Origin of the sequence: Microbacterium sp. zg-B185, assembly GCF_030246885.1 — a bacterium.
Classification (GTDB): domain Bacteria; phylum Actinomycetota; class Actinomycetes; order Actinomycetales; family Microbacteriaceae; genus Microbacterium.
The window spans coordinates 1,749,628-1,775,050 of sequence record NZ_CP126739.1; the positions used below are offsets into that span (position 1 = coordinate 1,749,628).

General features: G+C 68.4%; 22 protein-coding genes and 4 tRNA genes. 16 read left to right on the forward strand and 10 right to left on the reverse strand.

The window, feature by feature from the left end; genetic code table 11:
- Nucleotides 1-120: 120 nt before the first annotated feature.
- Nucleotides 121-2,577 (reverse strand): DNA gyrase/topoisomerase IV subunit A, encoded by a 2,457-nt coding sequence (locus tag QNO12_RS08385; RefSeq protein WP_257503782.1) that lies wholly within the window; start codon nt 2,575-2,577, stop codon nt 121-123.
- 65 nt (nt 2,578-2,642) lie between these two features.
- On the opposite strand from QNO12_RS08385, the gene QNO12_RS08390 reads away from it, so the two are divergent.
- Complete coding sequence (locus tag QNO12_RS08390) at nt 2,643-3,767, forward strand: alkaline phosphatase family protein (RefSeq protein WP_257503781.1); 1,125 nt, start codon at nt 2,643-2,645, stop codon at nt 3,765-3,767.
- A gap of 8 nt (nt 3,768-3,775) precedes the next feature.
- Here QNO12_RS08390 and sepH read toward each other — a convergent pair whose 3' ends face one another.
- Nucleotides 3,776-4,816, reverse strand: a complete 1,041-nt coding sequence (sepH, locus tag QNO12_RS08395) for a septation protein SepH (protein WP_257503780.1) — start codon at nt 4,814-4,816, stop codon at nt 3,776-3,778.
- A gap of 212 nt (nt 4,817-5,028) precedes the next feature.
- Here sepH and QNO12_RS08400 point away from each other — a divergent pair, with 212 nt between their 5' ends.
- Complete coding sequence (locus QNO12_RS08400) at nt 5,029-5,322, forward strand: DUF4193 domain-containing protein (protein WP_257503779.1); 294 nt, start codon at nt 5,029-5,031, stop codon at nt 5,320-5,322.
- On the opposite strand, the gene QNO12_RS08405 is transcribed toward QNO12_RS08400, so the two are convergent.
- A complete protein-coding gene (locus tag QNO12_RS08405; RefSeq protein ID WP_257503778.1) occupies nt 5,297-5,794 on the reverse strand; it encodes a DUF3093 domain-containing protein in 498 nt (165 codons plus the stop codon). The genes QNO12_RS08400 and QNO12_RS08405 overlap by 26 nt on opposite strands.
- A gap of 12 nt (nt 5,795-5,806) precedes the next feature.
- On the opposite strand from QNO12_RS08405, the gene dut reads away from it, so the two are divergent.
- The 5 genes from dut (at nt 5,807) to dxs (ending at nt 12,645) form a co-directional block, all read left to right on the forward strand.
- The gene (gene dut, locus QNO12_RS08410) at nt 5,807-6,259 is read left to right on the forward strand and encodes a dUTP diphosphatase (RefSeq protein WP_257503777.1); all 453 of its coding nucleotides are present in this window, start codon (nt 5,807-5,809) and stop codon (nt 6,257-6,259) included.
- Nucleotides 6,256-6,855: a DUF3710 domain-containing protein gene (locus QNO12_RS08415; protein ID WP_257503776.1), complete on the forward strand. Its 600-nt coding sequence runs from the start codon at nt 6,256-6,258 to the stop codon at nt 6,853-6,855. The genes dut and QNO12_RS08415 overlap by 4 nt, the downstream gene beginning before the upstream one ends.
- Complete coding sequence (locus QNO12_RS08420; RefSeq protein ID WP_257503775.1) at nt 6,852-7,613, forward strand: DUF3159 domain-containing protein; 762 nt, start codon at nt 6,852-6,854, stop codon at nt 7,611-7,613. The genes QNO12_RS08415 and QNO12_RS08420 overlap by 4 nt, the downstream gene beginning before the upstream one ends.
- A gap of 134 nt (nt 7,614-7,747) precedes the next feature.
- Entirely contained in the window at nt 7,748-10,582 is a 2,835-nt protein-coding gene (locus QNO12_RS08425; protein ID WP_257503774.1) for an aconitate hydratase, read from the forward strand.
- Between the two features lie 101 nt (nt 10,583-10,683).
- Nucleotides 10,684-12,645 (forward strand): 1-deoxy-D-xylulose-5-phosphate synthase, encoded by a 1,962-nt coding sequence (gene dxs, locus QNO12_RS08430; RefSeq protein ID WP_257503773.1) that lies wholly within the window; start codon nt 10,684-10,686, stop codon nt 12,643-12,645.
- 78 nt (nt 12,646-12,723) lie between these two features.
- Here the strand turns inward: dxs and QNO12_RS08435 are convergent, their stop codons facing one another.
- The 4 genes from QNO12_RS08435 to QNO12_RS08450 form a co-directional block, all read right to left on the reverse strand.
- Nucleotides 12,724-14,883 carry a 3-hydroxyacyl-CoA dehydrogenase NAD-binding domain-containing protein gene (locus tag QNO12_RS08435; RefSeq protein WP_257503772.1) on the reverse strand — a complete coding sequence of 720 codons (2,160 nt, stop codon included), beginning with the start codon at nt 14,881-14,883 and terminating at the stop codon, nt 12,724-12,726.
- 11 nt (nt 14,884-14,894) lie between these two features.
- Complete coding sequence (locus QNO12_RS08440; RefSeq protein ID WP_257503771.1) at nt 14,895-16,103, reverse strand: thiolase family protein; 1,209 nt, start codon at nt 16,101-16,103, stop codon at nt 14,895-14,897.
- A gap of 72 nt (nt 16,104-16,175) precedes the next feature.
- Nucleotides 16,176-17,375: a ribonuclease D gene (locus tag QNO12_RS08445; RefSeq protein WP_257503770.1), complete on the reverse strand. Its 1,200-nt coding sequence runs from the start codon at nt 17,373-17,375 to the stop codon at nt 16,176-16,178.
- On the reverse strand, nt 17,368-17,958 hold the full coding sequence (locus QNO12_RS08450) for a DUF3000 domain-containing protein (protein ID WP_257503769.1): 591 nt from the start codon (nt 17,956-17,958) through the stop codon (nt 17,368-17,370). The genes QNO12_RS08445 and QNO12_RS08450 overlap by 8 nt, the downstream gene beginning before the upstream one ends.
- Before the next feature lie 25 nt (nt 17,959-17,983).
- On the opposite strand from QNO12_RS08450, the gene QNO12_RS08455 reads away from it, so the two are divergent.
- Nucleotides 17,984-19,189, forward strand: a complete 1,206-nt coding sequence (locus tag QNO12_RS08455) for an alpha/beta hydrolase family protein (RefSeq protein WP_257503768.1) — start codon at nt 17,984-17,986, stop codon at nt 19,187-19,189.
- A 21-nt stretch (nt 19,190-19,210) separates the two neighbouring features.
- Here the strand turns inward: QNO12_RS08455 and QNO12_RS08460 are convergent, their stop codons facing one another.
- Nucleotides 19,211-19,651 carry a SufE family protein gene (locus QNO12_RS08460; protein ID WP_257503767.1) on the reverse strand — a complete coding sequence of 147 codons (441 nt, stop codon included), beginning with the start codon at nt 19,649-19,651 and terminating at the stop codon, nt 19,211-19,213.
- 51 nt (nt 19,652-19,702) lie between these two features.
- Nucleotides 19,703-20,602, reverse strand: a complete 900-nt coding sequence (locus QNO12_RS08465) for a sulfurtransferase (RefSeq protein WP_257503766.1) — start codon at nt 20,600-20,602, stop codon at nt 19,703-19,705.
- Nucleotides 20,603-20,722: 120 nt separating this feature from the next.
- Between QNO12_RS08465 and zapE the strand changes: the two genes are divergently transcribed.
- From zapE to QNO12_RS08480, 3 genes are all read left to right on the forward strand, one after another.
- Nucleotides 20,723-21,757 (forward strand): cell division protein ZapE, encoded by a 1,035-nt coding sequence (gene zapE / locus QNO12_RS08470; protein ID WP_257503765.1) that lies wholly within the window; start codon nt 20,723-20,725, stop codon nt 21,755-21,757.
- Between the two features lie 204 nt (nt 21,758-21,961).
- Complete coding sequence (locus QNO12_RS08475; RefSeq protein WP_257503764.1) at nt 21,962-23,182, forward strand: ammonium transporter; 1,221 nt, start codon at nt 21,962-21,964, stop codon at nt 23,180-23,182.
- A gap of 82 nt (nt 23,183-23,264) precedes the next feature.
- Nucleotides 23,265-23,786, forward strand: coding sequence for a type II toxin-antitoxin system PemK/MazF family toxin (locus tag QNO12_RS08480; RefSeq protein WP_257503763.1), 522 nt, complete (start codon nt 23,265-23,267; stop codon nt 23,784-23,786).
- A gap of 12 nt (nt 23,787-23,798) precedes the next feature.
- Here the strand turns inward: QNO12_RS08480 and QNO12_RS08485 are convergent.
- Nucleotides 23,799-23,874, reverse strand: a tRNA-Val gene (locus QNO12_RS08485).
- Nucleotides 23,875-24,023: 149 nt separating this feature from the next.
- Here QNO12_RS08485 and QNO12_RS08490 point away from each other — a divergent pair.
- From QNO12_RS08490 to QNO12_RS08510, 5 genes are all read left to right on the forward strand, one after another.
- Nucleotides 24,024-24,096, forward strand: a tRNA-Gly gene (locus tag QNO12_RS08490).
- 55 nt (nt 24,097-24,151) lie between these two features.
- Nucleotides 24,152-24,225: transfer RNA gene (locus QNO12_RS08495), tRNA-Cys, on the forward strand.
- 25 nt (nt 24,226-24,250) lie between these two features.
- Nucleotides 24,251-24,322, forward strand: a tRNA-Val gene (locus tag QNO12_RS08500).
- 200 nt (nt 24,323-24,522) lie between these two features.
- A complete protein-coding gene (locus tag QNO12_RS08505) occupies nt 24,523-25,233 on the forward strand; it encodes a DUF1345 domain-containing protein (protein ID WP_257503762.1) in 711 nt (236 codons plus the stop codon).
- 13 nt (nt 25,234-25,246) lie between these two features.
- Nucleotides 25,247-25,390 (forward strand): hypothetical protein, encoded by a 144-nt coding sequence (locus QNO12_RS08510; protein ID WP_257503761.1) that lies wholly within the window; start codon nt 25,247-25,249, stop codon nt 25,388-25,390.
- The last annotated feature ends 33 nt before the right edge of the window (nt 25,391-25,423 follow it).

The window sequence follows — 25,423 nt, forward strand, 5'->3', positions numbered from 1 at the left end:
CTGTCGCAATCTGAGGCTCCGCCCGCACCTCGGGACAGGGGAGCCGAGTTCACCCGCACAGTCGGATCACCGCCGATGCCACGTGACGGCCGCCGCCACGGTAGGCGGTACCGCGCGCGGTCAGCGGACGGCGGTGCCGACCGCGGCGATGACGCCCTCGAGCGGCTGGCCCGAGGCATCCCGTTTCGCGCCGGGCTCCGGGAGGGAGCGCGTGGCACCGTCCGCGCCGACGGCACGCGGCTCTGTGCCGACCCAGCCGAGGGTCAAGGTGTCCTCGCCCTTCAGGAAGCGCTGCGCGCGCACACCGCCGGTCGCACGCCCTTTGGCGGGGAACTCTGCGAAGTCCGAGACCTTCCCGGTGACGGCATCCGCACCGGCCAGGGCCTGCGTGCTGCCCGCGAGCGTCACCACGAACACATCCGTCGCATCGGCGTCCACGACGTTGAAGCCGATGACCCTCTCACCGGGCGCCACCCGGACACCGGCCATGCCGCCCGCCGACCGGCCTTGCGGCCGCACCGAGGCGGCCTCGAAGCGCAGCAGCTGCGCATCGGAGGTGATGAAGACGAGCTCGCTGTCGTCGGGGGCGGATGCCGCACCCACGACGCGATCGCCGGGCTTGAGCGCGATGATCTCGGCGTCCTGCTTGGGGCCGATCTCACTCGCAGCGACGCGCTTGACGATGCCCTGCGCAGTGCCCAACGCGATCGTCGGGGACTCCACGAGTGGAACCAGCGCGACGACGTGTTCGTCCTTGCCGAGGGAGAGATAGTGGTCTGCCCGCGTGCCCGCGGACAGCTGCACGGAATTGCCGGGCACCGAAGGCAGATCCACCGGCGAGAAGCGGATGAGGCGTCCCGCAGTGGTCACGGCGCCGATGTCGCCGCGGCTGGTGGTGTCCACGTGGGAGCGGACGGCATCGTGCTTGGAACGGCGCGCGGGCGGCACGATCCCGCCGTTGGGGACATCCGCCGTCATCTCGGCGCGCACCATCCGCCCGGTCGCGGAGAGGAAGACGCGGCACGGCGCGTCCGAGATCTGCAGGTCCGCGACGGCGGCGGCGCTGCGCGATCGCGGCTGGACGGGTCCGCCGTTCAGCAGAAGCGTCCGGCGCGGCGTGCCGTACGTGTCGGCGGCGATGCCGAGCTCCTTGGCGACCTGCCCGCGCAGCAGCACGTCGCTGCCCAGGAGCCGCTCGAGTTCGGCGATCTCCGCCTTGAGGGAGTCGCGCTCGGTCTCCAGCTCGAGGCGGGAGAACTTCGTGAGCCGACGCAGACGCAGCTCGAGGATGTACTCGGCCTGTGCGAGCGAGAGGTCGAAAACCTCCTGCAGTCGCGTCCGTGCCTGCTCGCCGTCGTCCGAGGCGCGGATGACCTGGATGACCTCGTCGATGTCGACGATCGCGATGAGGAGGCCTTCGACCAGGTGCAGTCGCTCCTGCTTGCGGGCCAGCCGGTACCGGCTCCGGCGCGTCACGACCTGCAGACGGTGATCGAGGTACACGCGGAGCAGTTCGCGCAGACCCAGGGTCCGCGGCTGCCCGCCGACCAGCGCGACGTTGTTGATGCTGAACGAGTCCTCGAGGGGGGTCAGCCGATACAGGTGCTCCAGCACGGCCTGCGGATCGAAACCGGTCTTGATCGCGATGACGAGGCGGAGCCCGTGGTGGCGGTCGGTGAGGTCGGTGACATCGGCGATGCCCTGCAGCTTCTTGGCCTGGACGGCATCCTTGATCTTCTCGATGATCCGCTCCGGGCCGACCAGATACGGCAGCTCCGTGACGACCAGCCCGGTACGACGCGGCCCGAGCGATTCGATCGCGACCTTCGCGCGGGTGCGGAAGCTGCCGCGCCCGGTCGTGTACGCGTCCTTGATGCCGTCTAGACCCACGACGACCGCGCCCGAGGGCAGATCCGGCCCCGGAACGAACTCCATCAGGTCCTCGACCGTGGCGTCCGGATTCTCCAGGAGGTGGATGGCGGCGCCGATGACTTCGACGAGGTTGTGCGGCGCCATGTTGGTCGCCATGCCTACCGCGATGCCGGTCGCGCCGTTGACCAGAAGATTCGGATAGGCCGCGGCCAGCACCTCGGGCTGCTGGAACTGGCCGTCGTAGTTGGGGATGAAATCGACGACGTCCTCATCCAGGCCCTCGGTGAGTGCGAGCGCCGCCGGGGCCAGTCGCGCCTCGGTGTAGCGCGGCGCGGCCGGACCGTCATCCAGCGAGCCGAAATTGCCGTGGCCGTCCACCAGCGGGACCCGCAGCGAGAAGGACTGCGCGAGCCGGACGAGAGCGTCGTAGATGGGAGCGTCGCCGTGCGGGTGCAGCTTTCCCATCACCTCGCCCACGACCCGGGCGCTCTTGACGTGGCCGCGGTCCGGTCGCAGACCCATCTCGGCCATCTGGTACAGGATGCGACGCTGCACCGGCTTCAGCCCGTCGCGTGCGTCCGGCAGCGCGCGCGAGTAGATGACCGAGTAGGCGTATTCGAGGAACGAGCCCTGCATCTCGGCGGAGACGTCGACGTCTTCGATGCGCTCCTCGGCGGGCGAGGATCCTGTGGGCGATGCGGGCATGACGATGTGGCCTCGGGAGACGGCGGTCGGAGAGGGGCTCCCGCCGGTGTGCGAGACTGGCCCCGATGTCACTCAGCCTACCCGCGGAGCCGCGACGAGCCCGCAGCCTCACCGGTGTCGCGCCGCAGATGATCGCCGCGCTGGATGGCACGTCGGACTGGTTCGCCCCGGCCCGCAGCGTCATCGTTTTCGTCATCGACGGACTGGGCGCCGCCAACCTCGGCGCGCGCGCCGGCCATGCCCGGTTCCTGTCCTCGGCCGCGTCGAAGAAGGATGTCGCGCGCACCGTCTTCCCGTCCACCACCGCCTCCGCGCTGACCAGCCTGCTGACCGGAGTCCGACCGGGCGAGCACGGGATCGTCGGGTATCGGGTGCTCGACCCGGACAGCGACCACGTCCTCAATCAGCTGCGCGGCTGGGACACGGACGGTCTGGATATCGCGTGGCAGCGCGCGGAGCCGCTCACCGAGCGGCACGCCGCCGGTGGCCGGCCGTCGTTCATCGTCTCCAAGGGGGAGTACGCCGGCACCGGGTTCACCACGGCGATCATGCGCGGTGCCCAGTTCGTCGCTGTGGAAGACCTCGCCGAGCGCACCCGGACCGCCGCCGACCTGGCAGCGCGCAACCCCGGGGCGTTCGTCTACGTCTACGCGCCGGATCTGGACGCGATCGGTCACAAGCGCGGGTGGCAATCCGACGAGTGGGTGGCAGCGCTGGAGCGGGTGGATGCCGCGTCCCGCATCCTGTCCGACGCGCTCGCTCCCGGTACCGGTGCGGTCATCACGGCCGACCACGGCATGGTCGACGTCCCCCGACATCGGCACGTGCTCCTGACCGACGACGACGATCTGCTCGACGGAGTCCGTCACATCGGCGGGGAACCCCGGATGCTGCACCTGTACGCCGAGCCCGGTATGTCTGAGGACCTGCTCGGAAGGTGGACGGAATCCGAATCGGACCGCTCGTGGGTGCTCTCGCGCAGCCAAGCGGTCGACGCGGGTCTGTTCGGTCCGGTGTCCACCGACGTGCTGCCGCGGATCGGCGACGTGCTGGTGGCGGCGCGTGCCGGGATCGCCTACTACGACGACCGGCTCGAGGACAAGGGCGCCCAGCGGATGGTCGGGCAGCACGGATCGCTCACCGACGAGGAGCGGACCGTGCCGCTCATCCGACTCGGCGCGTTCGCCTGACCGACGGTTCAGTCGTCGCTGCGTGCCCCGAACACGATCTCGTCCCACGACGGCATCGACGGCCGGCCCTTGCGCCGACCCGCGGCCTCGGCCACGGCCGATTGCTGCTCGTCGTCATGCTCGCGCGTCTGCTCCGCGTCGGCGCGCGGGGTCTCGTCATACCCGGGCTCGAGTGCGTCGAAAAGCGCCACGGGCGCATGCGGGCGGGCGGAGGGCAGCTCCTCCGTGCCCGGCAGCGGCTCCCGCTGGCCCCGGCGTCGGCGGAGCGCTTCGAGCAGATCTGCCGTCTCCGAGGACGTGACCGGCATCGCGGTCGCGCGTTTCATGGCGGCCTCCTGCACGGCCGGCGCCACCGGCTCACGCAGATCGGGGGATTCCATGTCCGCCTCGGGCATCCGCCGCGGACCGAAGGCGCCGCTGTCGAAGCGCGTGTCGTCCTTGGCCGGTGACGCGTCGAGCGCGCGGAGCCGGGGGATCAGCCCCTCAGGCAGGGAGCCCTGCCGGGAGAGTTGAATCGCGTCCGCGTTCAGCGGCGACAGCGTGCTGCGCCGGGGGTCGAAACCCCAACGCGCGTCGTGGTCGACCTCGTTCGCGGTGAACTCCAGCTTGACGATCCAGCCGCCGGGGCCCTTCCAGCTGGTCCAGCGCTCACCCGACGCGCCGGCCTCGGCCAGCTTGGCGCGGACTGCGCTGCCGAAAGTGGGGTGGATATCCGGATCGAGTTCGGCGCCGAGGAGAACGGGAACGGCCAGGGCCTGTCCGACGACGTGCTCGCGTTCGGCGAGCACCGGTCCCTCGAAGCGTGCGATGTCCTCGACGCGCGCGCCGAGCAGAGCGGCGACCTCGTCGGCGGACATGCCCGCGCGGATGTGCGATTGGATCTCGCGCGGGCTGGGCCGCACGGTCTGCGGATCGCCGTCGCGTTCCCTGCGCGCTTTGCGCAGCTCGACGCGCAATACGTCATCGACGGGGAGCGAAAACCGCTCACCCGACTCGGTCACCAGGACGAGCACCTCGTCCTCGGTTCCGATCACTTTGAGCTGTTCCATGCGAAAAGCCCCTCCGATCCAGCGGTGTGCGCCCATGGTTACACAGCGGTTGCCATACGACGGGAATATCTCTCGCGCGCCGCGAGTTTCACGGCACGCAGGACCCGGAACCGACAGTGCATTTGCCAAATGAGTTCAGGTCGTGCAAACTATCGCCGCCCCGACAGGGTCAGTGCACGCAAGCTATTCCCCGGAAGTTGAGACGTTTACGCATGGCCACGGATTACGACGCCCCCCGCAAGACCGAAGATGACAGCGAATCGATCGAGGCGCTCAAAGAGCGCGTCCCCGACAAGCTGTCCGGATCGGTCGACGCGGAAGACGCCGACAACCCCTCGGGGTTCGAGCTGCCGGGTGCGGACCTCTCCGACCTCGAGCTGGATGTCGTCGTACTGCCCGCCCAGGAGGACGAGTTCACCTGCGTGAGCTGCTTCCTGGTCAAGCACCGCTCGCAGCTGGATCACGAGGACTCCGACGGTCCTATCTGCCGGGAGTGCGCGGCGTAGCCTGCGCGCGCCGCAGCGCGGCCGCCAGCCGGTCCGGCGTCCGCGTGGAGATGACCCAGGACGGCGCCGGATCGTCCGGGTCGGTGATCGCGACGATCACCAGGCCGTCGATCCCCCCGCGGATGACGTGCCACGATCTCGGGTTCAAACCGGGGCCGCGCGCGTTGCGGGCTTCGTCGCCGGTGAGGATCGCGACATCGCCGGTCAAGGCGACGTCGATGTGCGCGCGCCCCGCGGTCAGGACTCCGTCGCGGACCTCGACCACCGGGGAGCCTGCGACCAGCAGCCAGATGAAGCACACCCCGATCGCCGCTCCGGCGACCAGCGCGAGTGTCGTGTCGAACGGCGAGAGCACCAGAGCTGCCATCGGGGCGACGACGGCTGCGCTTGCGATCACCCACAGGGACGGGCTGAGTCGTTCTCGGTAGCGGGTGACGGAATTGCCGCGGGCGCCGCTCGCTGTCTTCTGCATTACCCTCATTGCGTGGCTGAAACTGTGGACGTCCCCATTATCGCCCCCGACGTCCCGGTGTACGCGCACCCCGGGGACGCCGGAGCTGATCTCGTCTCGACCGAGGCGCTGCGGCTGGAGCCCGGTCAGCGCGCACTCGTCGGCACCGGCGTGCGGATCGCGCTGCCGGACGGCTACGTCGCCTTCGTGGTGCCGCGCAGCGGCCTGGCCACCAAGCACGGGATCACGATCGTCAACAGCCCCGGCACGGTCGACGCCGGCTATCGCGGCGAGCTCAAGGCGACGCTGTTGAACACCGATCCCGAGCACGCCTACGACATCGCCGTCGGCGACCGCATCGCGCAGCTGATCGTGATGCCGGTGTCGAGGGCGAACTTCATCCCGGTCGAGGCATTACCCGACAGCGCCCGTGGGGACGCCGGCTTCGGCTCGACCGGGTACCAGAAGAACGGAGTCCCCTCATGACAGACCCGACACCCTCGGACGCGCCCACCGGCGGATCTCTCGCCGATCGCGCCACCGCCGGACCCTTCGACGAAGCCGAGGCGAACCCGGTGCGGCCCTACATCGACCTGGGCGGCATCAAGATCCTGCCGCGCGAGGGTCTGAACCTCCGCCTGGAGGTCGAGGAGCAGACCAAGCGCATCGTCGCGGTCGGGCTCGACTACGCCGGCTCCACGCTGCAGGTCCAGCCGTTCGCGGCACCACGCAGCACGGGGCTGTGGGCAGAGACCCGGGAACAGATCAAGGCGCAGATCCGCCAGCAGGGTGGCCGCGTCGAGGAGCGCGAAGGCCCTCTCGGCGCAGAGCTGCTCGCCGAGGTCCCGGTCTCGGCCGGTCCCGACGGCGCCGCCGACAAGCGGCTCGCGCGCTTCGTCGGCGTGGACGGACCGCGGTGGTTCCTGCGCGGCGTGATCGGCGGCGCCGCCACCGGCGACGTGGAAGCAGCGGGCCAGGTCGAGGATCTGTTCCGCTCCATCGTCGTGGTGCGGGGCGGGACCCCCATGCCGCCGCGTGATCTGATTCCGCTCCGGATGCCGGCCACGCCGGGAACGGCATGACCGACGCGCCGCGTCCGCAGGCGGGGAACGATCCTGAGGACGCCGCCGCGCGCTCCGAGCCGAGCGCTTCCGACGTGCTCGGTGCAGCGCTGGGCGGCGCGGCCAAGCGGGCGGGGCTGGATCCGGCGGAAGGCGCAGCCACCGGCCATGTCGTCTGGCGTGCGATGGGCGGCTGGCGCGGCATCCTGGAATCCGTCCTGCCGAGCCTCGTCTTCGTCGTGGCGTTCACCGTCTCGTACGACCCCGGCACGCAGGCCGGGAACCTGTGGCTGTCGCTCGGCCTTTCGGTGGGTCTGGCGGCGATCTTCACCATCATCCGACTGGTCACCAAATCGCCGCCGTCCGCCGCGATCGGCGGACTGCTGGCCACCGCGGGCGCGGCGGCGCTGGCGCTGTGGACCGGACGCGGCCAGGACAACTTCGTCCTGGGATTCTTCACGAACGCCGCGTACGGCACGGCCTTCCTCGTCTCGGCGGTCATCGGCTGGTCGCTGATCGGCATCGCGGTGGGCTTCCTGATGGGCGAAGGAACGCGCTGGCGTGCCGACAAGCGCAAACGGCGGGTGTTCTTCTGGCTCGCCCTCGCCTGGGGCGCGCTGTTCGCCGTCCGCCTCGCCGTTCAGCTGCCGCTGTATTTCGCCGGGGATGTGACGGCGCTCGGAACTCTGAAGCTGATCATGGGGCTGCCCCTTTTCGCACCGCTCGTGGCCGTCACATGGCTCGCGGTGCGCGCACTCTATCCGCCAACCTCCAAGTGATATATTTATCTTGACATCAAGATAAATTTGCCTGCCACGCGGTAAGGCTGGCCTCACTAGCCAGTGCTGCCGGTGACGGGGAAGATGGGGAGTGCCGGGCCTTGCAGCTCGCTCCGCCGACGAAGGAGACACACGTGTCCACGGTTGACAGCTTCGGTGCCAAGAGCACCCTGACGGTCGGCAGCACCGACTACGAGATCTTCCGCATCGATGCCGTCGAGGGCTACGAGAAGCTCCCCTTCAGCCTGAAGGTGCTGCTGGAGAACCTACTCCGCACCGAAGACGGCGCGAACGTGACACGGGCGCAGATCGAGGCCCTCGGCTCGTGGAATCCGGCCGCCGAGCCGAACACCGAGATCCAGTTCACGCCCGCGCGCGTGGTCATGCAGGACTTCACCGGCGTGCCGTGCATCGTCGACCTGGCCACGATGCGCGAGGCGGTCGCGGCTCTCGGCGGCGATCCGACGCGGATCAACCCGCTCTCACCCGCTGAGATGGTCATCGACCACTCGGTGATCGCCGACCTGTTCGGCAGCGAGAACGCGCTCGAGCGCAACGTCGAGATCGAGTACGAGCGCAATGGCGAGCGGTACCAGTTCCTGCGCTGGGGTCAGACGGCCTTCGACGACTTCAAGGTCGTCCCGCCGGGCACGGGGATCGTGCACCAGGTGAACATCGAGCACCTGGCGAAGGTCATCTACGACCGCACGGTCGGCGGAGTCCTGCGCGCCTACCCGGACACGTGCGTCGGCACGGACTCCCACACCACGATGGTCAACGGCCTGGGCGTGCTCGGCTGGGGCGTCGGCGGCATCGAGGCCGAGGCGGCGATGCTCGGTCAGCCGGTGTCGATGCTCATTCCGCGCGTGGTCGGCTTCAAGCTGACCGGGCAGATCCCGGCCGGGGTCACTGCCACGGACGTGGTGCTCACGATCACCGAGATGCTCCGCAAGCACGGCGTGGTCGGCAAGTTCGTCGAGTTCTACGGAGCGGGTGTGGCTTCGGTTCCCCTCGCGAACCGCGCGACGATCGGCAACATGAGCCCCGAGTTCGGCTCCACGGCCGCGATGTTCCCCATCGACGGCGTGACGCTGGACTACCTGCGACTGACCGGACGCGACGAGCAGGCGGTCGCGCTCGTGGAGGCGTACGCCAAGGAGCAGTCCCTCTGGCACGACCCCGAGCGGGAGCCGAACTTCAGCGAGTACATGGAGCTGGACCTGTCCACCGTCGTGCCCTCGATCGCCGGACCGAAGCGCCCGCAGGATCGCATCCTGCTGTCGGAGGCGAAGTCCCAGTTCGAGTCCGACATCGTCAACTACGCGACTCCGTGCACCACGGACGACATCGTCGACCTCGAGTCGAAGCACTCGTTCCCCGCGTCCGATCCCGGCCCAGCGCCCGGGGACGAGCAGGAGGACACCCGCGTGGTGCACATCTCCAGCGGCGGACCGGCCGCGGCATCCAATCCCGTCAAGGTGACGGCCGCCGACGGCTCGTCGTACACGATCGACAACGGTGCCGTGACGATCGCAGCGATCACCTCGTGCACGAACACGTCCAACCCTTCGGTGATGCTCGCGGCAGGCCTCCTGGCTCGCAACGCCGTGAAGAAGGGCCTCAAGGCCAAGCCGTGGGTCAAGACCACGCTGGCTCCGGGGTCGAAGGTCGTCACGGACTACTACGAGAAGGCCGGCCTCACGCAGGACCTCGAAGCCCTGGGCTTCTACACGGTCGGCTACGGCTGCACGACGTGCATCGGCAACTCCGGCCCGCTGATCGAAGAGGTCTCGGAGGCGATCAACCGCAGCGACCTGGCCGTCACCGCTGTCCTGTCGGGCAACCGCAACTTCGAGGGCCGGATCAACCCCGACGTGAAGATGAACTACCTGGCCAGCCCGCCCCTGGTGATCGCCTACTCGCTGGCCGGCTCGATGCATTTCGACTTCGAGATGGACGCGCTCGGCAAGGACCGCGACGGCAATGACGTCTTCCTCAGGGACATCTGGCCCGACGCGGCGGAGGTCCAGGCGACCATCGACTCGTCGATCAACAAGGAGATGTTCACCCACCAGTACGCGAGCGTCTTCGAAGGCGACGAGCGGTGGAAGACGCTGCCCACCCCGACCGGCGCAGTGTTCGAGTGGGACGAGAACTCCACGTACGTGCGCAAGCCCCCGTACTTCGACGGCATGACGATGGAGCTCACCCCGGTCACCGACATCGTCGGCGCACGTGTGCTGGCGACGCTGGGCGACTCGGTGACCACCGACCACATCAGCCCGGCCGGCAACATCAAGAGCGACAGTCCCGCCGGACGCTACCTGGACGAGCACGGCGTGGACCGGAAGGACTACAACTCCTACGGCTCGCGTCGCGGAAACCACGAGGTCATGATCCGCGGCACGTTCGCGAACATCCGGTTGAAGAACCAGCTCGTCCGTTCGGTCAACGCCGGCGCGCAGGTCGAGGGCGGGTTCACGCGCGACTTCACCCAGGAGGGCGGACCGCAGTCGTTCATCTACGACGCGAGCCAGAACTACCAGGAGCAGGGACTTCCGCTCGTCATCTTCGGCGGCAAGGAGTACGGGTCCGGCTCGTCCCGCGACTGGGCAGCCAAGGGCACCAGCCTGCTCGGTGTGAAGGCCGTCATCACGGAGAGCTTCGAGCGCATCCACCGCTCCAACCTGATCGGGATGGGCGTCGTGCCGCTGCAGTTCCCCGACGGTCAGAGCTGGGAATCGCTCGGACTCGACGGCACCGAGATCGTCTCGATCACCGGTCTGGAGCAGCTGAACGAGGGGGTCACCCCGCGTACCGTCCGCGTCTCGGCCGCGCCGAGCGAATTCTCCGCGCCCGGCAAGCAGACCGTCGAATTCGATGCGGTCGTGCGGATCGACACACCCGGCGAGGCGGACTACTACCGCAACGGCGGCATCCTGCAGTACGTGCTGCGCTCGCTGGTCTGAGCGCAGAGCGGAAGGGCCGGGTGCCATGCGCCCGGCCCTTCCGCCGTCCCGGCCGCGGGTAGACTTTCCAGGACCCTGCCATGGCTCGGAAAGGAGCACGAATGTCGCTGCTGTCGTCCGTGTCCGGACCCCGGGACCTCGATGCGCTGAGCATCGAGCAGCTGGGACAGCTCGCCGACGAGATCCGTGACTTCCTCATCGAGAACGTCTCCCGCACAGGCGGTCACCTGGGCCCCAACCTCGGGGTGGTCGAGCTGACCATCGCGATGCACCGGGTGTTCGACTCCCCGAACGATCCGATGATCTTCGACACCGGTCATCAGTCCTACGTGCACAAGCTGCTGACCGGTCGCCAGGACTTCACCGGGCTGCGTGCCCGCGGGGGACTGGCCGGCTACCCGCAGCGGTCGGAGAGCCCACACGACGTGGTCGAATCCTCGCACGCCTCCAGTTCGCTCAGCTGGGCCGACGGAGTCTCGCGCGCACTGACGCGGACCGGACGCCTGGACAGGCATGTCGTCGCCGTCGTCGGTGACGGAGCCCTCACCGGCGGGATGACCTGGGAAGCGCTCAACAACATCTCCGACGACAACGACCGCAACCTGGTCATCGTCGTCAACGACAACGGCCGATCGTATGCGCCGACCATCGGCGGCATGGCCCGCTACCTCAACCGCGTGCGCACGGCCGACAGCTACCGCACCCTGCATCAGAGCTCGGACTCGTTCGCCCGACGGCTGGGCCCGGCCGCGCGCGCCTTCTACCGTGGGGTGCGAGGCGGAACGCATGGCTTCCTGTCGCGCTTCACGAACAACGCCGCGCTCTATTCGAATCTGGACATCAAATACCTCGGCCCCGTCGACGGCCACGACCTGCCCGTGCTGCTGGAGACACTGCAGCTGGCGAAGGATTTCGGCGCGCCTGTCATCGTGCACGCGATCACCGAGAAGGGCCGCGGGTACCAGCCGGCCCGGGATGATGAAGCCGACCAGTTCCACGCCGTGGGTCGCATCGACCCCACCTCCGGCGAGCCGGTCGGCGCGTCCTCCGCCACAGCGTGGACCGACGTCTTCGCAGAAGAACTGGTCGCCGTGGGGGAGGAGCGCCCCGAGATCATCGGCATCACGGCGGCGATGCTGCGTCCGACCGGGCTGCTTCCGTTCGCCCAGCGCTTCCCCGATCGCGTCCTCGACGTCGGCATCGCCGAGCAGCACGCCGTCGCATCTGCGGCGGGGCTGGCATACGGCGGATTGCACCCCGTGGTGGCGCTCTACGCGACGTTCATGAATCGTGCCTTCGATCAGGTGATGATGGATGTCGCGCTGCACCGCGCGGGCGTCACATTCGTCCTGGACCGGGCCGGAGTGACCGGGCCGGACGGTCCCAGCCATCACGGGATCTGGGATCTGGCGATGCTGCAGCTCGTGCCGCACATCCGCATCGCCGCCCCGCGCGACGCGGAGCGGCTTCGCGAGGAGCTGCGCGAAGCGGTCGGCGTGGAGGATGCACCCACCGTCGTGCGGTTCCCGAAGGGCACGGTCAGCCCTACGCTGCCGGCGCTGGAGCGCCTTCGCGACGGCGTGGACGTGCTCGTTCGATCCGACGCGCAGGACGTGCTGATCGTGGGCATCGGCCCGATGGCGCATCTTGCGGTCGACGTGGCGCGCCGGCTCGGCGCGCAGGGGATCGGGGCCACCGTCGTGGACCCGAGGTGGGTCGTCCCCGTGCAGCCGTCCATCGTGGAGCTGGCGGCATCCCATCGCCTGGTGATCACCATCGAGGACGGGATCCGCGTGGGCGGCATCGGAACGCGCGTACGGCAGGTGCTGCGCGAAGCCGGGGTGGACACCGCCGTGGACGAACTGGGGCTCCCCGACGAGTTCATCCCGCACGCGACGCGGGAGCAGATCCTGGAGGATGCCGGGCTCACGCCCGCGAAGATCGCGCAGGACGTGGTATCGCAGGTGCTGGGCACCCGCATACCGGTGGCGCGCCCGACCGAGCAGCATCCCGATTGGATGGCCGGCGTTCCCACGCCCGACGACGAGGTGCGCGACGCGTAACCGGCAGTCTCGGCATCCCTCGCCGCAACGCACAGCGCCCGTCCTCACAACGAGGACGGGCGCTTGCGTGCGCAGGCTCTATCCTGCGATCCCCTTGATCATCGGGTGATGGAAGGTGTCGCCGAAGACACGCTCGGAGGCACCCTCGCGGTCCAGGTAGGGCGAGGCCCCACCATCGATGAACGGCCAGGCCGCCCCGAGGATCAGGCACAGGTCGATATCCTCGACCGCGGGGACGACCCCCTCGTCCAGCATCAGCTTGATCTCCTGCGCCAGACCGTCCTGCACCCGGCCGAGGATCTCGGCTTCGGTCGCGGGCGTGGAGCCGACGGCGCCCTTGAGCACCTTCTCGGCCGCCTTGGTCCATCCGGTGACCCTGCCGTTCTTGTCCTTCTCGACCACGTCGGGAAGCTCGGCGAGCCGGTGGAAGTTCTCCGACGCGAAGAACCGCCCGGGGAAGGCGTGCGCCATCGTGTCCTGCACGTGCGCGGCGACCTTCCAGCCGACCAGATCGATGAGCTGGAACGGGGTCATCGGCAGCCCGATCGGCGCAAACGCCTTCTCGACGGTCAGCAGCGGAGTGCCCTCGTAGATGGCCCGCGCGGCTTCGCCCATCACCTTGGCCAGCAGACGATTGACCACGAAGCCCGGGGCGTCGGCGGTCAGGACCGCGCTCTTGCCGAGCCCGCGGGCCACGACGAACGCGGTCGACAGGGCGGCATCGGTGGTCTGCGGCGTCGTGACGATCTCGATCAGGGGCATGACGGCGACCGGGTTGAAGAAGTGGAAGCCCACGAGCCGCTCTGGGTGGGCCAGCTTCGCGCCGATCTCCTCGACGGAGAGCGACGAGGTGTTCGTCGCGAGGATCGTGTCATCGGCGACGATCTTCTCGATGTCGCCGAAGACCTGCTGCTTGACGCCGACCTCTTCGAACACGGCCTCGATGACGAAGTCGCAGTCCGCGAACTCGGCCTTGTCGGTGGTGCCGCGAACGAGGGCACGGAGACGGTTGGCCGCATCGCCGTCGAGCCGGCCCTTGGCCTCGAGCTTGCCGATCTCCTCATGGATGGAGGCGATCCCCTTGTCCACGCGCGCCTGGTCGAGGTCGGTGATCAGCACGGGAACCTGCAGTTTGCGCAGGAACAGCAGCGCGAACTGGCCGGCCATGAGCCCGGCGCCGATGATGCCGACCTTGGTGACCTTCTTCGCGAGTGCCTTGTCCGGTGCCCCGACGGGCCGTTTCGCACGCTTCTGCACCAGATCGAACGCATACATCGACGCGGCGAACTGGTCGCCGGTCACGAGTTCGGCCAGCGCCTCGTCCTCGCGCGCGAAGCCTTCCGCCTTCGTGCCGCTCTTGGCCTTGTCGAGCAGCTCGAGCGCCGCGTACGGCGATCTGGGAATCAGACCGATCCGGCTCTCCAGCATGCCGCGGGCCATCTTGATCGCGATCGGCCATTTCGTGAGGCGTTCGATCTTGCCCGGCTCCTGCTTGCGGTCGACCTTGATCTTGCCGCCGAGCACCCCGTCCGCCCACTTCAGCGAGTCCTCGAGGTAATTCGACGCGGGGAAGATCGCATCGACGATGCCGTAGTCGAAGGCCTGCGCCGGCTTGAGCATTCGGTTCTGCTTGAGCGGATTGGAGATGACCACCTCGAGCGCATTCTCGATGCCGATCAGGTTGGGCAGCAGGTACGCGCCTCCCCACCCGGGGATGATGCCGAGGAACACCTCCGGCAACGCGATGGCGGCCGCCGACGCATCCACCGTGCGGTAGGTCGAGTTCAGCGCGATCTCGAGCCCGCCGCCGAGGGCGAGCCCGTTCACGAACGCGAACGACGGGACACCGAGCTCGGAGAGCCTGCCCAGCACCGAGTGTCCGAGCTGCGCGACCAGCCGCGCGGTCTTCTTGGACTCCACGCGGCTGATGTCGGACAGATCCGCTCCGGCGGCGAGGATGTACTGCTTGCCGGTGATCCCGACCGCGTGGATCTCGCCGGCCGCCGCACGGGCCTTCAGCCCGTCAAGGACGGTGCCGAGCTCCTTCAGGGTGGACGGCCCGAGTGTGTTCGGGCGAGTGTGGTCGCGGCCGTTGTCCAGCGTGATCAGTGCGAGCACCTTTCCCGAGCCGAGGCGGATGTCGCGTGCGCGGGAGTGAGTGACCACCTCTCCGTCGGCGAGGGCGTCCAGGGGCGAGAAGTCGACCTTCGCGTACTGATCGGATGCGGTGCTGGTCATCGTCGCGCTGCTCACTTCTTCCGCTTGCCGTTGTAGAAGGGGTTCTCCCAGATGACCGAGCCGCCCTGTCCGAGACCGACGCACATGGCGGTCAGACCGTAGCGCACGTCCGGACGCTCGGCGAACTGCGCCGCGAGCTGGATCATCAGACGCACACCGGATGCCGCCAGGGGGTGTCCCAGCGCGATCGCGCCGCCCCACTGATTGACGCGGGGGTCGTCATCCGCGATTCCGAAGTGGTCAAGGAGCGAGATCACCTGGATGGCGAACGCCTCGTTCAGTTCGAACAGGCCGATGTCCTCGATGGTCAGGCCCGCCTTGCGCAGCGCCTTCTCGGTGGACGGGATCGGGCCGATGCCCATGATCTCGGGCTGCACTCCGGCGAACGCGAACGAGACGAGCTTCATCTTCGGCGTCAGTCCGAGCTCCTTCACGGCGGTGCCGCCGGCCAGCAGCGACATCGTCGCGCCGTCGGTGAGCGGCGACGACGTCCCCGCCGTCACCCGACCGTGCGGGCGGAAGGGCGTCTTCAGCCCGGCGAGACCCTCCATCGTGGTCTCCGGACGCCGGCCCTCGTCCTCGGTGGCCAACCCCCACGTACCGTCGGCGTCCTTGATCGCCACCGGCACCAGGTCGGGCTGGAACTTGCCGGCCTCATAGGCGGCCTGCACCTTGTGCTGACTGAGCATTCCGAACCGGTCGGCGCGCTCCTTGGTCAGGTCGGGGAAGCGGTCGTGAATGCGCTCGGCGGTGAGACCCATGTTCAGGGCGTCCGCACTGACGAGCTTCTCGGCGACGAACCTCGGGTTCGGGTCGACGTTGCTGCCGTCCAGCGGGTGGCGACCCATGTGCTCGACGCCGCCCGCCAGGGCGAGGTCGTACATGCCCATGCCGATGGATCCGGCCATCGTGGTGACGCTGGTCATCGCCCCCGCGCACATCCGGTCGATCGCGAAGCCGGGCACCGTCACGGGCAGGCCGGCGAGGATCGCCACGGAGCGGCCGAGGGTCAGGCCCTGGTCACCTGTCTGCGAGGTCGCGGCGATCGCGACGTCGTCGATGCGCTCCGCGGGAACGTTCGGGTTTCGCTCCATGAGCCCGATGCTCGCCTTGACCGCCAGGTCGTCGGCTCGGGTGTTCCAATACATGCCCTTCTCGCCGGCGCGCCCGAAGGGCGTACGCATACCATCGACGAAAAAGACGTCCGAGATCTCGGCCACTCTGCCTCCGTAATTAGGGATGATCTCAGCCTAGGAGGCGGGTCGAAAGGCCCGGTATCGGTTGGGTCGAACCTACGAAGCGTTCTCCGGGTCCGGAGCAGGGCTTTGCACGGATTGCACAAAGGCATCCGCGATCAGCTGTGCAGTCTGCGCAATCTGCCACGGGCGAGCGCCGAGTTCGGCCAACATCTCGCCGACGGATGCCGCGGTCAGAGGCACCGGAGGCGCCCAGGCCACCCGCCGCAGCAGTTCGGGCGTGAGCAGGTTCTCGGTGGGCATCGTGAGTTCTTCGGCGCGCGCCTCGACGACCGGTCGTGCGGCCTTCAACCGCGCGTCCGCCTCGGGATTGCGATCAGGCCACGCGCGCGCAGGCGGGATCGAATCCCCACCGCTCGCGCGCTCGAGCGGGAGATCGGGGTCGGCGCGTCCGGCCTCGAAGGCGGCCCACCATCTGTCCAGCTGAGTCCGGCTCGCCCGGCCGGTGAACTCCTTGATCTGCGCCAGCTCTTGCTTGCTCTTCGGGTCGGCGATGAGCGCCGCGAGCAGTGCACGGTCGGGAACGAGACGGCCCGGCGAGACATCCTGCTCTCGTGCGTAGTCCTCGCGCGCCGTCCACAGCGCCCGTGCGACGGCGAGCGCCCGGCGGCCCCGGACGGCGTGCAGCCCGCTGAGACGCCGCCACGGCTCTTCCCGTGCCGGCTTCGGGATGCGATCGAGCACGGCGCGGAACTCCTCCGCCGCGAACTCCGTCTTGCCCTGTTCGGCGAGTTCGGCGACCAGCACGTCTCGCACGTCGACGAGATGCTCGACATCCAGCGCCGCATACTCGAGCCAGGACTGCGGGAGTGGGCGAGTGGACCAGTCCGAGGCGGAGTGCGCCTTGGCCAGGCTGATCCCGAGCGTGTCCTCCACGACGGCGCCGAGCCCGACGCGCGCGTGACCGAGCAGCCGTGCGGCCAATTCGGTGTCGAAGATGGTCTCCGGCTCCAACCCGAGCTCACGCAGCGAGGGCAGATCCTGGCTGGCGGCGTGCAGGACCCATTCCACCGAGCCGATCGCCTCTTGCAGCGCGCTGAAGTCTCCGACGGCGGGCGGGTCGAACAGGAACACGCCGGACCCGCGGCGGAACATCTGGACGAGATAGGCGCGCTGCGAGTAGCGGAAGCCCGAGGCGCGTTCCACATCGACGGCGACCGGGCCGGTTCCGCCGGAGAGCCTGGCGACGGCATCCGCGTACCCGGCGGCGTCGGTGATGACGGTGTACTCAGCCACGCGCAGCCTTGCGCGAGCCGAGCACAGCGATGTCCTCGGAGCCCGGCGGCAGACCGGCGAGCATGCACACCAACTCGGACCAGGCCTCCACGTGCGGCCTCATGCTGCCCTCGGGCGTCCAGGATGCGCGCAGCTCGATCTGCGCGCCGTCGCCTTCCGCGGCCAGCCCGCCGAAGCCCTTCGAGAGGGTCTTGGTCGCGGTGCCTGAGGCGGAGTGGTAGCGGGCGTGTCGGGAATCCAGGGCGTCCATCAGCCACGACCATGCCACATCCGCCAGGAGCGGGTCCACACCGATGTCAGGTTCCAGCGGCGCCTGTGCGAAGCACACGATGCGCCACGCACCGCCCCACGGTTCCGGCTCGTCCGGGTCGTGGAGCAGGATGAACCGCCCCGTCCCGTACGGCGAGTCCACGCCCTCCTGCTCCGGGCGGACGTCGCCGGCCAGGGCGATGCACTCGGGTGCGAGACCGGCCGGCGCGGGGATCTCCCGGACCGAGAGATCACTGCGGAACACGGTCGATCGCAGGTCCGCCGTCGCACGCTCGAACGACGGCGGCTCGGTCGGGGGACGATGGGCAGCCACGCCGAAAGACTAGAGTGGGGCCCCAATGGTCGTCTTCAGGCGCGCCGCGATGCGCGGTGCCTCTTCTCCCGCACTCCTTCTCGGAGTCAAGGCCGCGCTCACCGTGATCAGCGCCGCCTTGGCCGTCGTGCTCTCCGCGCTCACGGTGTTTTCCCTGCGCATCGCACGCCGCGTCGTCACGCCGGCCGTGCGGGTGGCGGACACCCGGATCCTCTCGCTGGACACCGCGGCCCAGACCATCACCCTGGCCCGCACACCGGACACCGAGCTGCCGGGCAGATACGGCCTCTTCACCGATGGCACCGAGAGCTACGTCAAGCTCGGCTCCGTCCTGGCCGAGGACGCCACCAGCGTCAAACGCAAGCTGCTGACCCACATCGGCACGCAGACCCGCATCTCACCGGATGCGGCCTTCAGCGGGTGGTACTACGACCAGCCGGGGGAGTTGCACCTCCCCTTCACCGCAGAGCTCATCGGATCCAGCGTCGGACCGTGTCCGGCGTGGCTGTTCCCCGCCGGCGACGGCGAGGTCTGGGTGATCCAGGTGCACGGGCGCGGCACGACCCGAGCCGAATGCCTCAGGGCGGTACCGGTCTTCCACGCCCTGGGCATCACCTCGCTGGTGGTGTCCTATCGCAACGACGGCGAGGCGCCGCGCAGCCGCACCGGTACGTACGCGCTGGGGGCGACCGAGTGGCGGGACGTCGATGCCGCTGTCGGTTTCGCCCGGCGCCGCGGAGCCCGCCGGATCATCCTGATGGGTTGGTCGATGGGCGGCGCCATCGCCCTGCAGCTCGAGCTGAACTCCGCACACCGCGAAGCGATCGCGGGACTGATCCTGGAGTCCCCGGTCGTGGACTGGCGGGCCGTCCTGGGGTACCAGGCCAAGCTGATGCGGCTCCCCGCCGCCGTCACCGGCATCGCGATCGGCGCGCTGAAGACGGAGTGGGCGACGCCCATGACGGGCGTCGGTGCGGCGATCCCCTTCGACCGTCTGGACGTGGTCGCCCGCGCATCCGAGCTGCGGCATCCGATCCTGATCCTGCACAGCGACGATGACGGCTTCGTCCCGTCGGACGCGTCCCACGACCTCGCGCTGGCACGGCCGGATCTGGTCGAGATGCAGGTCTTCGAGGTGGCGCGCCACACGAAGCTGTGGAACTACGACCAGGAGCGGTGGAGTCAGAGCATCCGCGGTTGGCTGGAGCGTCAGGGACTGACCGCGTCCTGACCGCCGCAGCGGCGACTTCGGTCAGGCAGCGCGCTTGGCGGCGACCTGGCGCTTGGCACGCCGGAGCATGCCGCTCATGCCGGCGATGCGCAGCGGGGAGACGGCCCGGGTGAGGCCGATGCTCTGCGGGAAGTCGTCGGGGATCGCGAGCACCTGATCGGCCGTCAGCCCGGTGATGCCCTGGACCAGGATGCTGGCGAATCCGCGCGTGGTGGGCGCCTCCTTGGGTGCGGTGGCGTGCATGGCGACCGTGCCATCGTCGTCCACATCGATGACGATGTAGACGGGGGACTGGCACTCCGCCACGCGCTCGCGCAGCTCCGGGTGCTCGTCGAACCGAGACGGTACGGCGGGCAGCTCGTTGGAGAATTCCAGCAGTAGCTGCAGGCGGTCGGCTTCAGGCAGCTCGAGGAACTCGTCGCGGATCTCCGCGAGAGAGTCGGGCAGAACGTGCGTGGTCATCTCCTCCATCTTCCCACGGCCCGATCCGACCCGGACGGATCGCGAGATCGCTCAGGCCGGAAGGCTCCCAGGCTCGGGGCCGATCACGATCGGCACGCGCACCGCGCTGCCCCACTCCGTCCACGACCCGTCGTAGTTGCGGACGTTGTCGAACCCGAGCAGATGCCGCAGGACGAACCAGGTGTGACTGGAACGTTCTCCGATCCGGCAGTACGCGATGACGTCGTCGCCGTCGGAGAGGCCGACCTCGCCGCGATAGATGGCGTCCAGCTCCGCGCGCGGCTTGAAACCGCCGTCTGGCGCCACCGCGCGCGCCCAGGGCACGCTCTTGGCCGTCGGGATGTGTCCCGCCCGCAGCGCCCCCTCTTCGGGGTAGGCCGGTGCGGTGGTCCGCGTTCCGTCGTACTCCTCCGGGGAGCGGACATCGATCAGCGGCTCGCCCAGGTGCGCGAGTACATCGTCCTTATAGGCGCGCAGACTGCTGTCATCGCGCGCGACGACGGGATAGTCCGTCGGCTGCCGGGTCGGCGCATCGGTGGTGATCGGGCGACCTTCCGCGATCCACTTGTCGCGGCCGCCGTCCAGCAGCCGGACGTCCTCGTGGCCGAACAGTGAGAACACCCAGAGCGCGTAGGCGGCCCACCAGTTGTTCTTGTCGCCGTAGATGACGATCGTGTCGTCGCGCGAGATGCCCTTGCGGCTGAGCAGCTTCGCGAAGCCCTCGCCGTCCACGTAGTCCCGGACCACCGGGTCGTTCAGCTCGGTATGCCAGTCGACTTTGACCGCGCCGGGGATGTGGCCGGTCTCGTAGAGGAGGACGTCCTCGTCGGATTCGACCACGACGAGGCCGGGCTCGTTCAGGCGCGCCTCCAGCCACTCGCCGGTGACGAGACGCCCCGGTTCGGAGTACTCGGCGAACTTGGGGGATGACGTGTCGAAGTCGACGGGCACCGGGGCTCCTCGGTCGGGGTGGCGGGATGGACGGCGTAGGGTGGGACCGTCTCTCCGAGCCTAGATTCCCGGGCGCGGGAGCGCACACACTCCGTAAGACCCCGACACAGGATCAGCAGGATGACACCCACCGCGACCCGCACGGGAATCGTTCACCTCACCGAACTCGCCCCGCAGATCTCGGGTGCGGAAATGGTCGCCTCGCTGGTGCCTCCGCCGCAGTTCACCGACGCGACGTTCGAGTCGTATCGCGCCGACCCGGCGTATCCGTCACAGCAGGACGCGAAGGACGCGCTGATGGCGTTCTCCGGCGTCGCTGCGCCGGCGGCGCGGACCGGCCTGTTCCGGCGAGCCAAGAAGGGGCCCGAGCTCAAGCCGGGCGTCTACCTGGATGGCGGGTTCGGTGTCGGCAAGACGCACCTCCTGGCATCGATCTATCACGCGATGCAGGCTCGCCGGAAGTACTTCGGTTCGTTCATCGAGTACACCGCGCTGGTCGGGGCACTCGGATATCAGAACACCGTCGAGCTGTTCCGCGGCTCCGATCTGCTCTGCATCGACGAGTTCGAGCTGGACGATCCCGGCGACACGATGGTCATGACACGGCTGCTCGCCGAACTCGTGGCATCCGGCACGCGGCTGGCCGCGACATCCAACACTCCGCCGAACGCCCTGGGCGAAGGGCGTTTCGCCGCGCAGGACTTCCTGCGGGAGATCCACGCGATGGCCGCGAGCTTCCAGACTCAGCGCATCGACGGCACCGACTACCGGCATCGCGCCCTGGATGGACATGCCGCCGTGCTCACGGTGGCCGACTACCAGGCGACGATCGCGGGTGCCGCCACCACCGGCCTCGTTTCGGACGATGCCTTTCCGGCACTCGTGGCGCACCTGGCGACGGTGCATCCCTCGCGGTACATCCGTCTGATCGACGGCCTGTCGCTGGTCGGCTTGCGCGACGTCGCGCCGCTGACCGATCAGTCCGCGGCCCTGCGCTTCGTCGCGTTCATCGACCGCGTCTACGACGCTCAGTTGCCGATCAGAGCCACGGGGGAGAGCCTCGATCTGGTCTTCCCCGAGGAGATGCTCGCCGGCGGGTACCGCAAGAAGTACCTGCGCGCCATCTCGCGGCTGATCGCCTCGACTCTCGACTGAGCCTCATCCGCTGATTCACGTCGAGTTCTCACGCCGGCGAAACGTGATGTTTACGCTGAGCGACCTCGCGTAACAGACGCGAAACACGACCTGCCCGTCGCCGGAAACCCCCGCTCGTCAGACTGGCCTGGCCCGAACAGCCGCGACCCGACTCCGCGGCGGCCTCGGGCCACTGAGTAACACGACACATGGATGAGGACTCTCATGGATAGCGGAAACCTGGCCTGGTCTGTCGCTGCGACAGCACTAGTGCTCTTTATGACACCGGGCGTGGCCTTCTTCTACGGCGGCCTCGTCAAGGCGAAAAGCGTCGTCAGCATGATGATGATGAGCTTCGGGGCACTGGGCCTGGTGAGCGTGCTCTGGATCCTCTACGGGTTCAACATGAGCGCGGTCGGCTCCCCGTGGGCATTCGCCGGCAACCCCTTCTCCGACTTCGGCCTGGCCACGGCCGACAGCGACACGCTGGTCGGCGTCGCGTTCGGCGCGACGTTCGCGATCATCACCGTCGCGCTCATCTCCGGTGCCATCGCGGACCGGGCGAAGTTCGGCGCGTGGCTGATCTTCGCCGGTGTCTGGGTCACGCTGGTGTACTTCCCGGTCGCCGCATGGGTCTGGGGCGGCGGCTGGATCATGAGCCTCGGCGAGACCTTCGGCTTCTCCACGAGCGTCATCGACTACGCCGGTGGAACCGCAGTCCACATCAACGCCGGCGCCGCAGCACTGGCCCTGGCGCTCGTGCTGGGCAAGCGCATCGGATTCCAGAAGGGCATCCACAAGCCGCACAACGTTCCGCTGGTCATGCTCGGCGCGGCGATCCTGTGGTTCGGCTGGTTCGGCTTCAACGCCGGCGCCGAGGGCACGTTCAACCTGCTCGGCACCGAGGACTCCAGCGTCGGTCTCATCGTGATCAACACCATCGGAGCAACCGCGGCTGCCATCATCGGCTGGCTCATCGTCGAGAAGCTCAAGGACGGCAAGGCGACCTCTGTGGGTGCCGCCTCGGGCGCCGTCGCGGGCCTCGTCGCGATCACCCCGGCCTGCGCGAACCTCGCACCCGGCTGGGCGCTCCTGCTCGGCGTGGTCACCGGCGCGGTGTGCGCACTGGCGATCGAGCTGAAGTGGAAGCTCGGCTTCGACGACTCGCTCGACGTGGTGGGCATCCACCTCGTCGGTGGTCTGATCGGAACCGTCTACCTCGGCTTCTTCGCCACGGATACCGGCCTGTTCCTCGGTGGCGGCTGGGAGCAGTTGGTCCTCCAGGTCATCGCCGCACTCGGGGTCATGGTCTACTCCTTCATCGTCGCGCTGCTCATCGGCTTCGCGATCGAGAAGACCATGGGCTTCAGGGTCAAGAACGAGGATGAGATCGCCGGCGTCGACACCGTGGTGCACGGCGAAGAGGGCTACGCCCTCGTCGACTGACCATCATCAGCACAGTGCAGGGCGTCGCGGGCAGCCGCGGCGCCCTTCGCTGTGCCCGGCGGACGGCGCCTAGTGTGAAGCCGTGACCGAACCCCGAGGCATCCTCAGCGCCCTCAAGCGCCTGTTCCGACCCGCGCGAGCGCCCGAGCCGATCCGCTCACGAGCGGGGACACCCGGACAGGATGCCGCCACCGCGACCATCGAGATCGAACCCCCCTCCGCGAGAGGGTTGCGGATCAGCTATGCGCCCGACCGGGACGGCGAACCGGATGCCGGGGAGATCGTCTGGACGTGGGTGCCGTACACCGAGAACGACGGCCGCGGCAAGGACCGCCCGGTGCTGGTGATCGGTCGGCAGGCCGACCGATCACGTGTCTTCGCGGTGCGGCTGACGAGCAGATCGCACGACGGGGACCGGGACTTCCTCAGCATCGGCGCGGGTCCGTGGGATGCCCAGGGGCGAGCCTCATGGGTCGACATCGATCAGATCTACAGCGTGCACACCGACGGCATGCGACGCGAGGCATCCGCGCTGGATCGCGAGCGGTTCTCCCGCGTCGCCGACGCGCTGCATCACCGATACGGCTGGGAGGTGGAGAGCTGAACCTGCGGTCCGTGGTGGGCGATACCAGACTCGAACTGATGACCTCTTCCGTGTGAAGGAAGCGCGCTACCAACTGCGCCAATCGCCCATGACCTTGCGGGGTCGGCTTCCGAGCCTACCGGATGCGCCGGGCTCCGACGAACGCCCGGGGCAGGTGACACGCGCGAGCTCCGCGTGGTTTTGCACGGCGCCGTGCATCGGCTAAAGTCATGGAAGTGCCCGGAGCAATCCGGAAACGCGGATGTAGCGCAGTTGGTAGCGCACAACCTTGCCAAGGTTGGGGTCGCGAGTTCGAGTCTCGTCATCCGCTCGAGTGTTGGGTCCCTCTCCGGAGGGACCATGGCACGTGGGGTCAAACCACACGCGGTGGCGTGGCCGAGCGGCTAGGCACCGGCCTGCAAAGCCGTTTACACGGGTTCGAATCCCGTCGCCACCTCCACTCACAACTGAACAGCCCTGCACGGGCGCGATTGGCGCAGCGGTAGCGCGCTTCCCTGACACGGAAGAGGTCACTGGTTCGATCCCAGTATCGCGCACAGAGAAAAACCCCCGGGATCCCGGGGGTTTTCTCGTTTCCGGGCCATCGCAATAGGGCGATCTTCGCGCAACTTTCGCGTAAACTTTCAAAGTTTGCCCTTCTGAAAGCCCAAAACGTAGGGGCCACCACGCGTGCGAGTGGGCGCGCATAGGGCTTCACGCTGGCGGGAAGGGCACACCCCTGTGCGACCATGGTGCCGTGGCGGTCCGATATGTGAGCGATCTCGCGAGAGCGAATTGGAGCTCACTCATCTCCGGCGCGGTGGGAGTCGCTCTGGCCGTGCTCATCGTGCTCTCGCGCAACGACCCCGCCGAGCGCGACCCGGCAACGGTGGCCATCGCGTTCTACCTTGTGGCATGGCCGGCGTTCGTGGCGATTTATCTGGCGTGGACACATGTCGTTTATGCTCAACGCGGTCCGAGGGGCCTCGCGACGGTGGCCCGGCAAGAGACTCGATCCCTGCGACGCTGGTGGACCCGCATCCTGGGGTACGGTGGCGCCTCGAACTGGGCCCTGACCGGCGCGCTGGTCGCCGTCATGCTGACCATCGTCGTCGCTCAGAACCCGGCGTTCCAGGGGGATTGGCTGTTCATCCTCCTCGGTCTTCTCACGGTCGCCAGCTCATGGGCGATGATGGTCTACTCCTTCGCGCTCGAGTATCTTCGCCTGGCCTTCACGGACGAAGACGACGACGTCCCCATCGATATCAACATCGACGGCGATCCACGCTTCACCGACTATCTGACCCTCGCGATCCTGGTCTCCACCATGGCGGCGACGGTGTCGGCGACGATCCGCTCACGTCGAGCGTGGACGGTCGTCCGTATCAACGTCCTCTTCGCCTTCACGTTCAACACTGTGATCGTCGCGATGATGGTGTCGCTGCTGTTCGGCGGGATTCTCGGCTGACGGTCGCTCCGCTTTGAAGGTCTACGTTCGCGACGCCCACGCGGCCGGCGTGTACCTGCAGCCCGGCGACACGATCCTCACGCGCGCGGAGAGACTCGGCCAGATCTTCACGGACATCGTCGCGGGTAAGCGCTCCGATACCGAAGACCTGAACTGATCCTCGACGTGAGTGTGAGGCTGGCCGCGGCGC

Excerpts from the sequence above, each read along its gene's own strand:
- QNO12_RS08460 (WP_257503767.1), bottom strand. The coding sequence starts at position 19,651 with ATGACCACGCACGTTCTGCCCGACTCTCTCGCGGAGATCCGCGACGAG.
- QNO12_RS08455 (WP_257503768.1), top strand. The coding sequence starts at position 17,984 with ATGGTCGTCTTCAGGCGCGCCGCGATGCGCGGTGCCTCTTCTCCCGCA.
- QNO12_RS08415 (WP_257503776.1), top strand. The coding sequence starts at position 6,256 with ATGACAGACCCGACACCCTCGGACGCGCCCACCGGCGGATCTCTCGCC.
- QNO12_RS08435 (WP_257503772.1), bottom strand. The coding sequence starts at position 14,883 with ATGACCAGCACCGCATCCGATCAGTACGCGAAGGTCGACTTCTCGCCC.
- QNO12_RS08475 (WP_257503764.1), top strand. The coding sequence starts at position 21,962 with ATGGATAGCGGAAACCTGGCCTGGTCTGTCGCTGCGACAGCACTAGTG.
- QNO12_RS08390 (WP_257503781.1), top strand. The coding sequence starts at position 2,643 with ATGTCACTCAGCCTACCCGCGGAGCCGCGACGAGCCCGCAGCCTCACC.
- QNO12_RS08400 (WP_257503779.1), top strand. The coding sequence starts at position 5,029 with ATGGCCACGGATTACGACGCCCCCCGCAAGACCGAAGATGACAGCGAA.
- sepH (WP_257503780.1), bottom strand. The coding sequence starts at position 4,816 with ATGGAACAGCTCAAAGTGATCGGAACCGAGGACGAGGTGCTCGTCCTG.
- QNO12_RS08385 (WP_257503782.1), bottom strand. The coding sequence starts at position 2,577 with ATGCCCGCATCGCCCACAGGATCCTCGCCCGCCGAGGAGCGCATCGAA.
- dxs (WP_257503773.1), top strand. The coding sequence starts at position 10,684 with ATGTCGCTGCTGTCGTCCGTGTCCGGACCCCGGGACCTCGATGCGCTG.
- QNO12_RS08420 (WP_257503775.1), top strand. The coding sequence starts at position 6,852 with ATGACCGACGCGCCGCGTCCGCAGGCGGGGAACGATCCTGAGGACGCC.
- zapE (WP_257503765.1), top strand. The coding sequence starts at position 20,723 with ATGACACCCACCGCGACCCGCACGGGAATCGTTCACCTCACCGAACTC.
- QNO12_RS08405 (WP_257503778.1), bottom strand. The coding sequence starts at position 5,794 with ATGCAGAAGACAGCGAGCGGCGCCCGCGGCAATTCCGTCACCCGCTAC.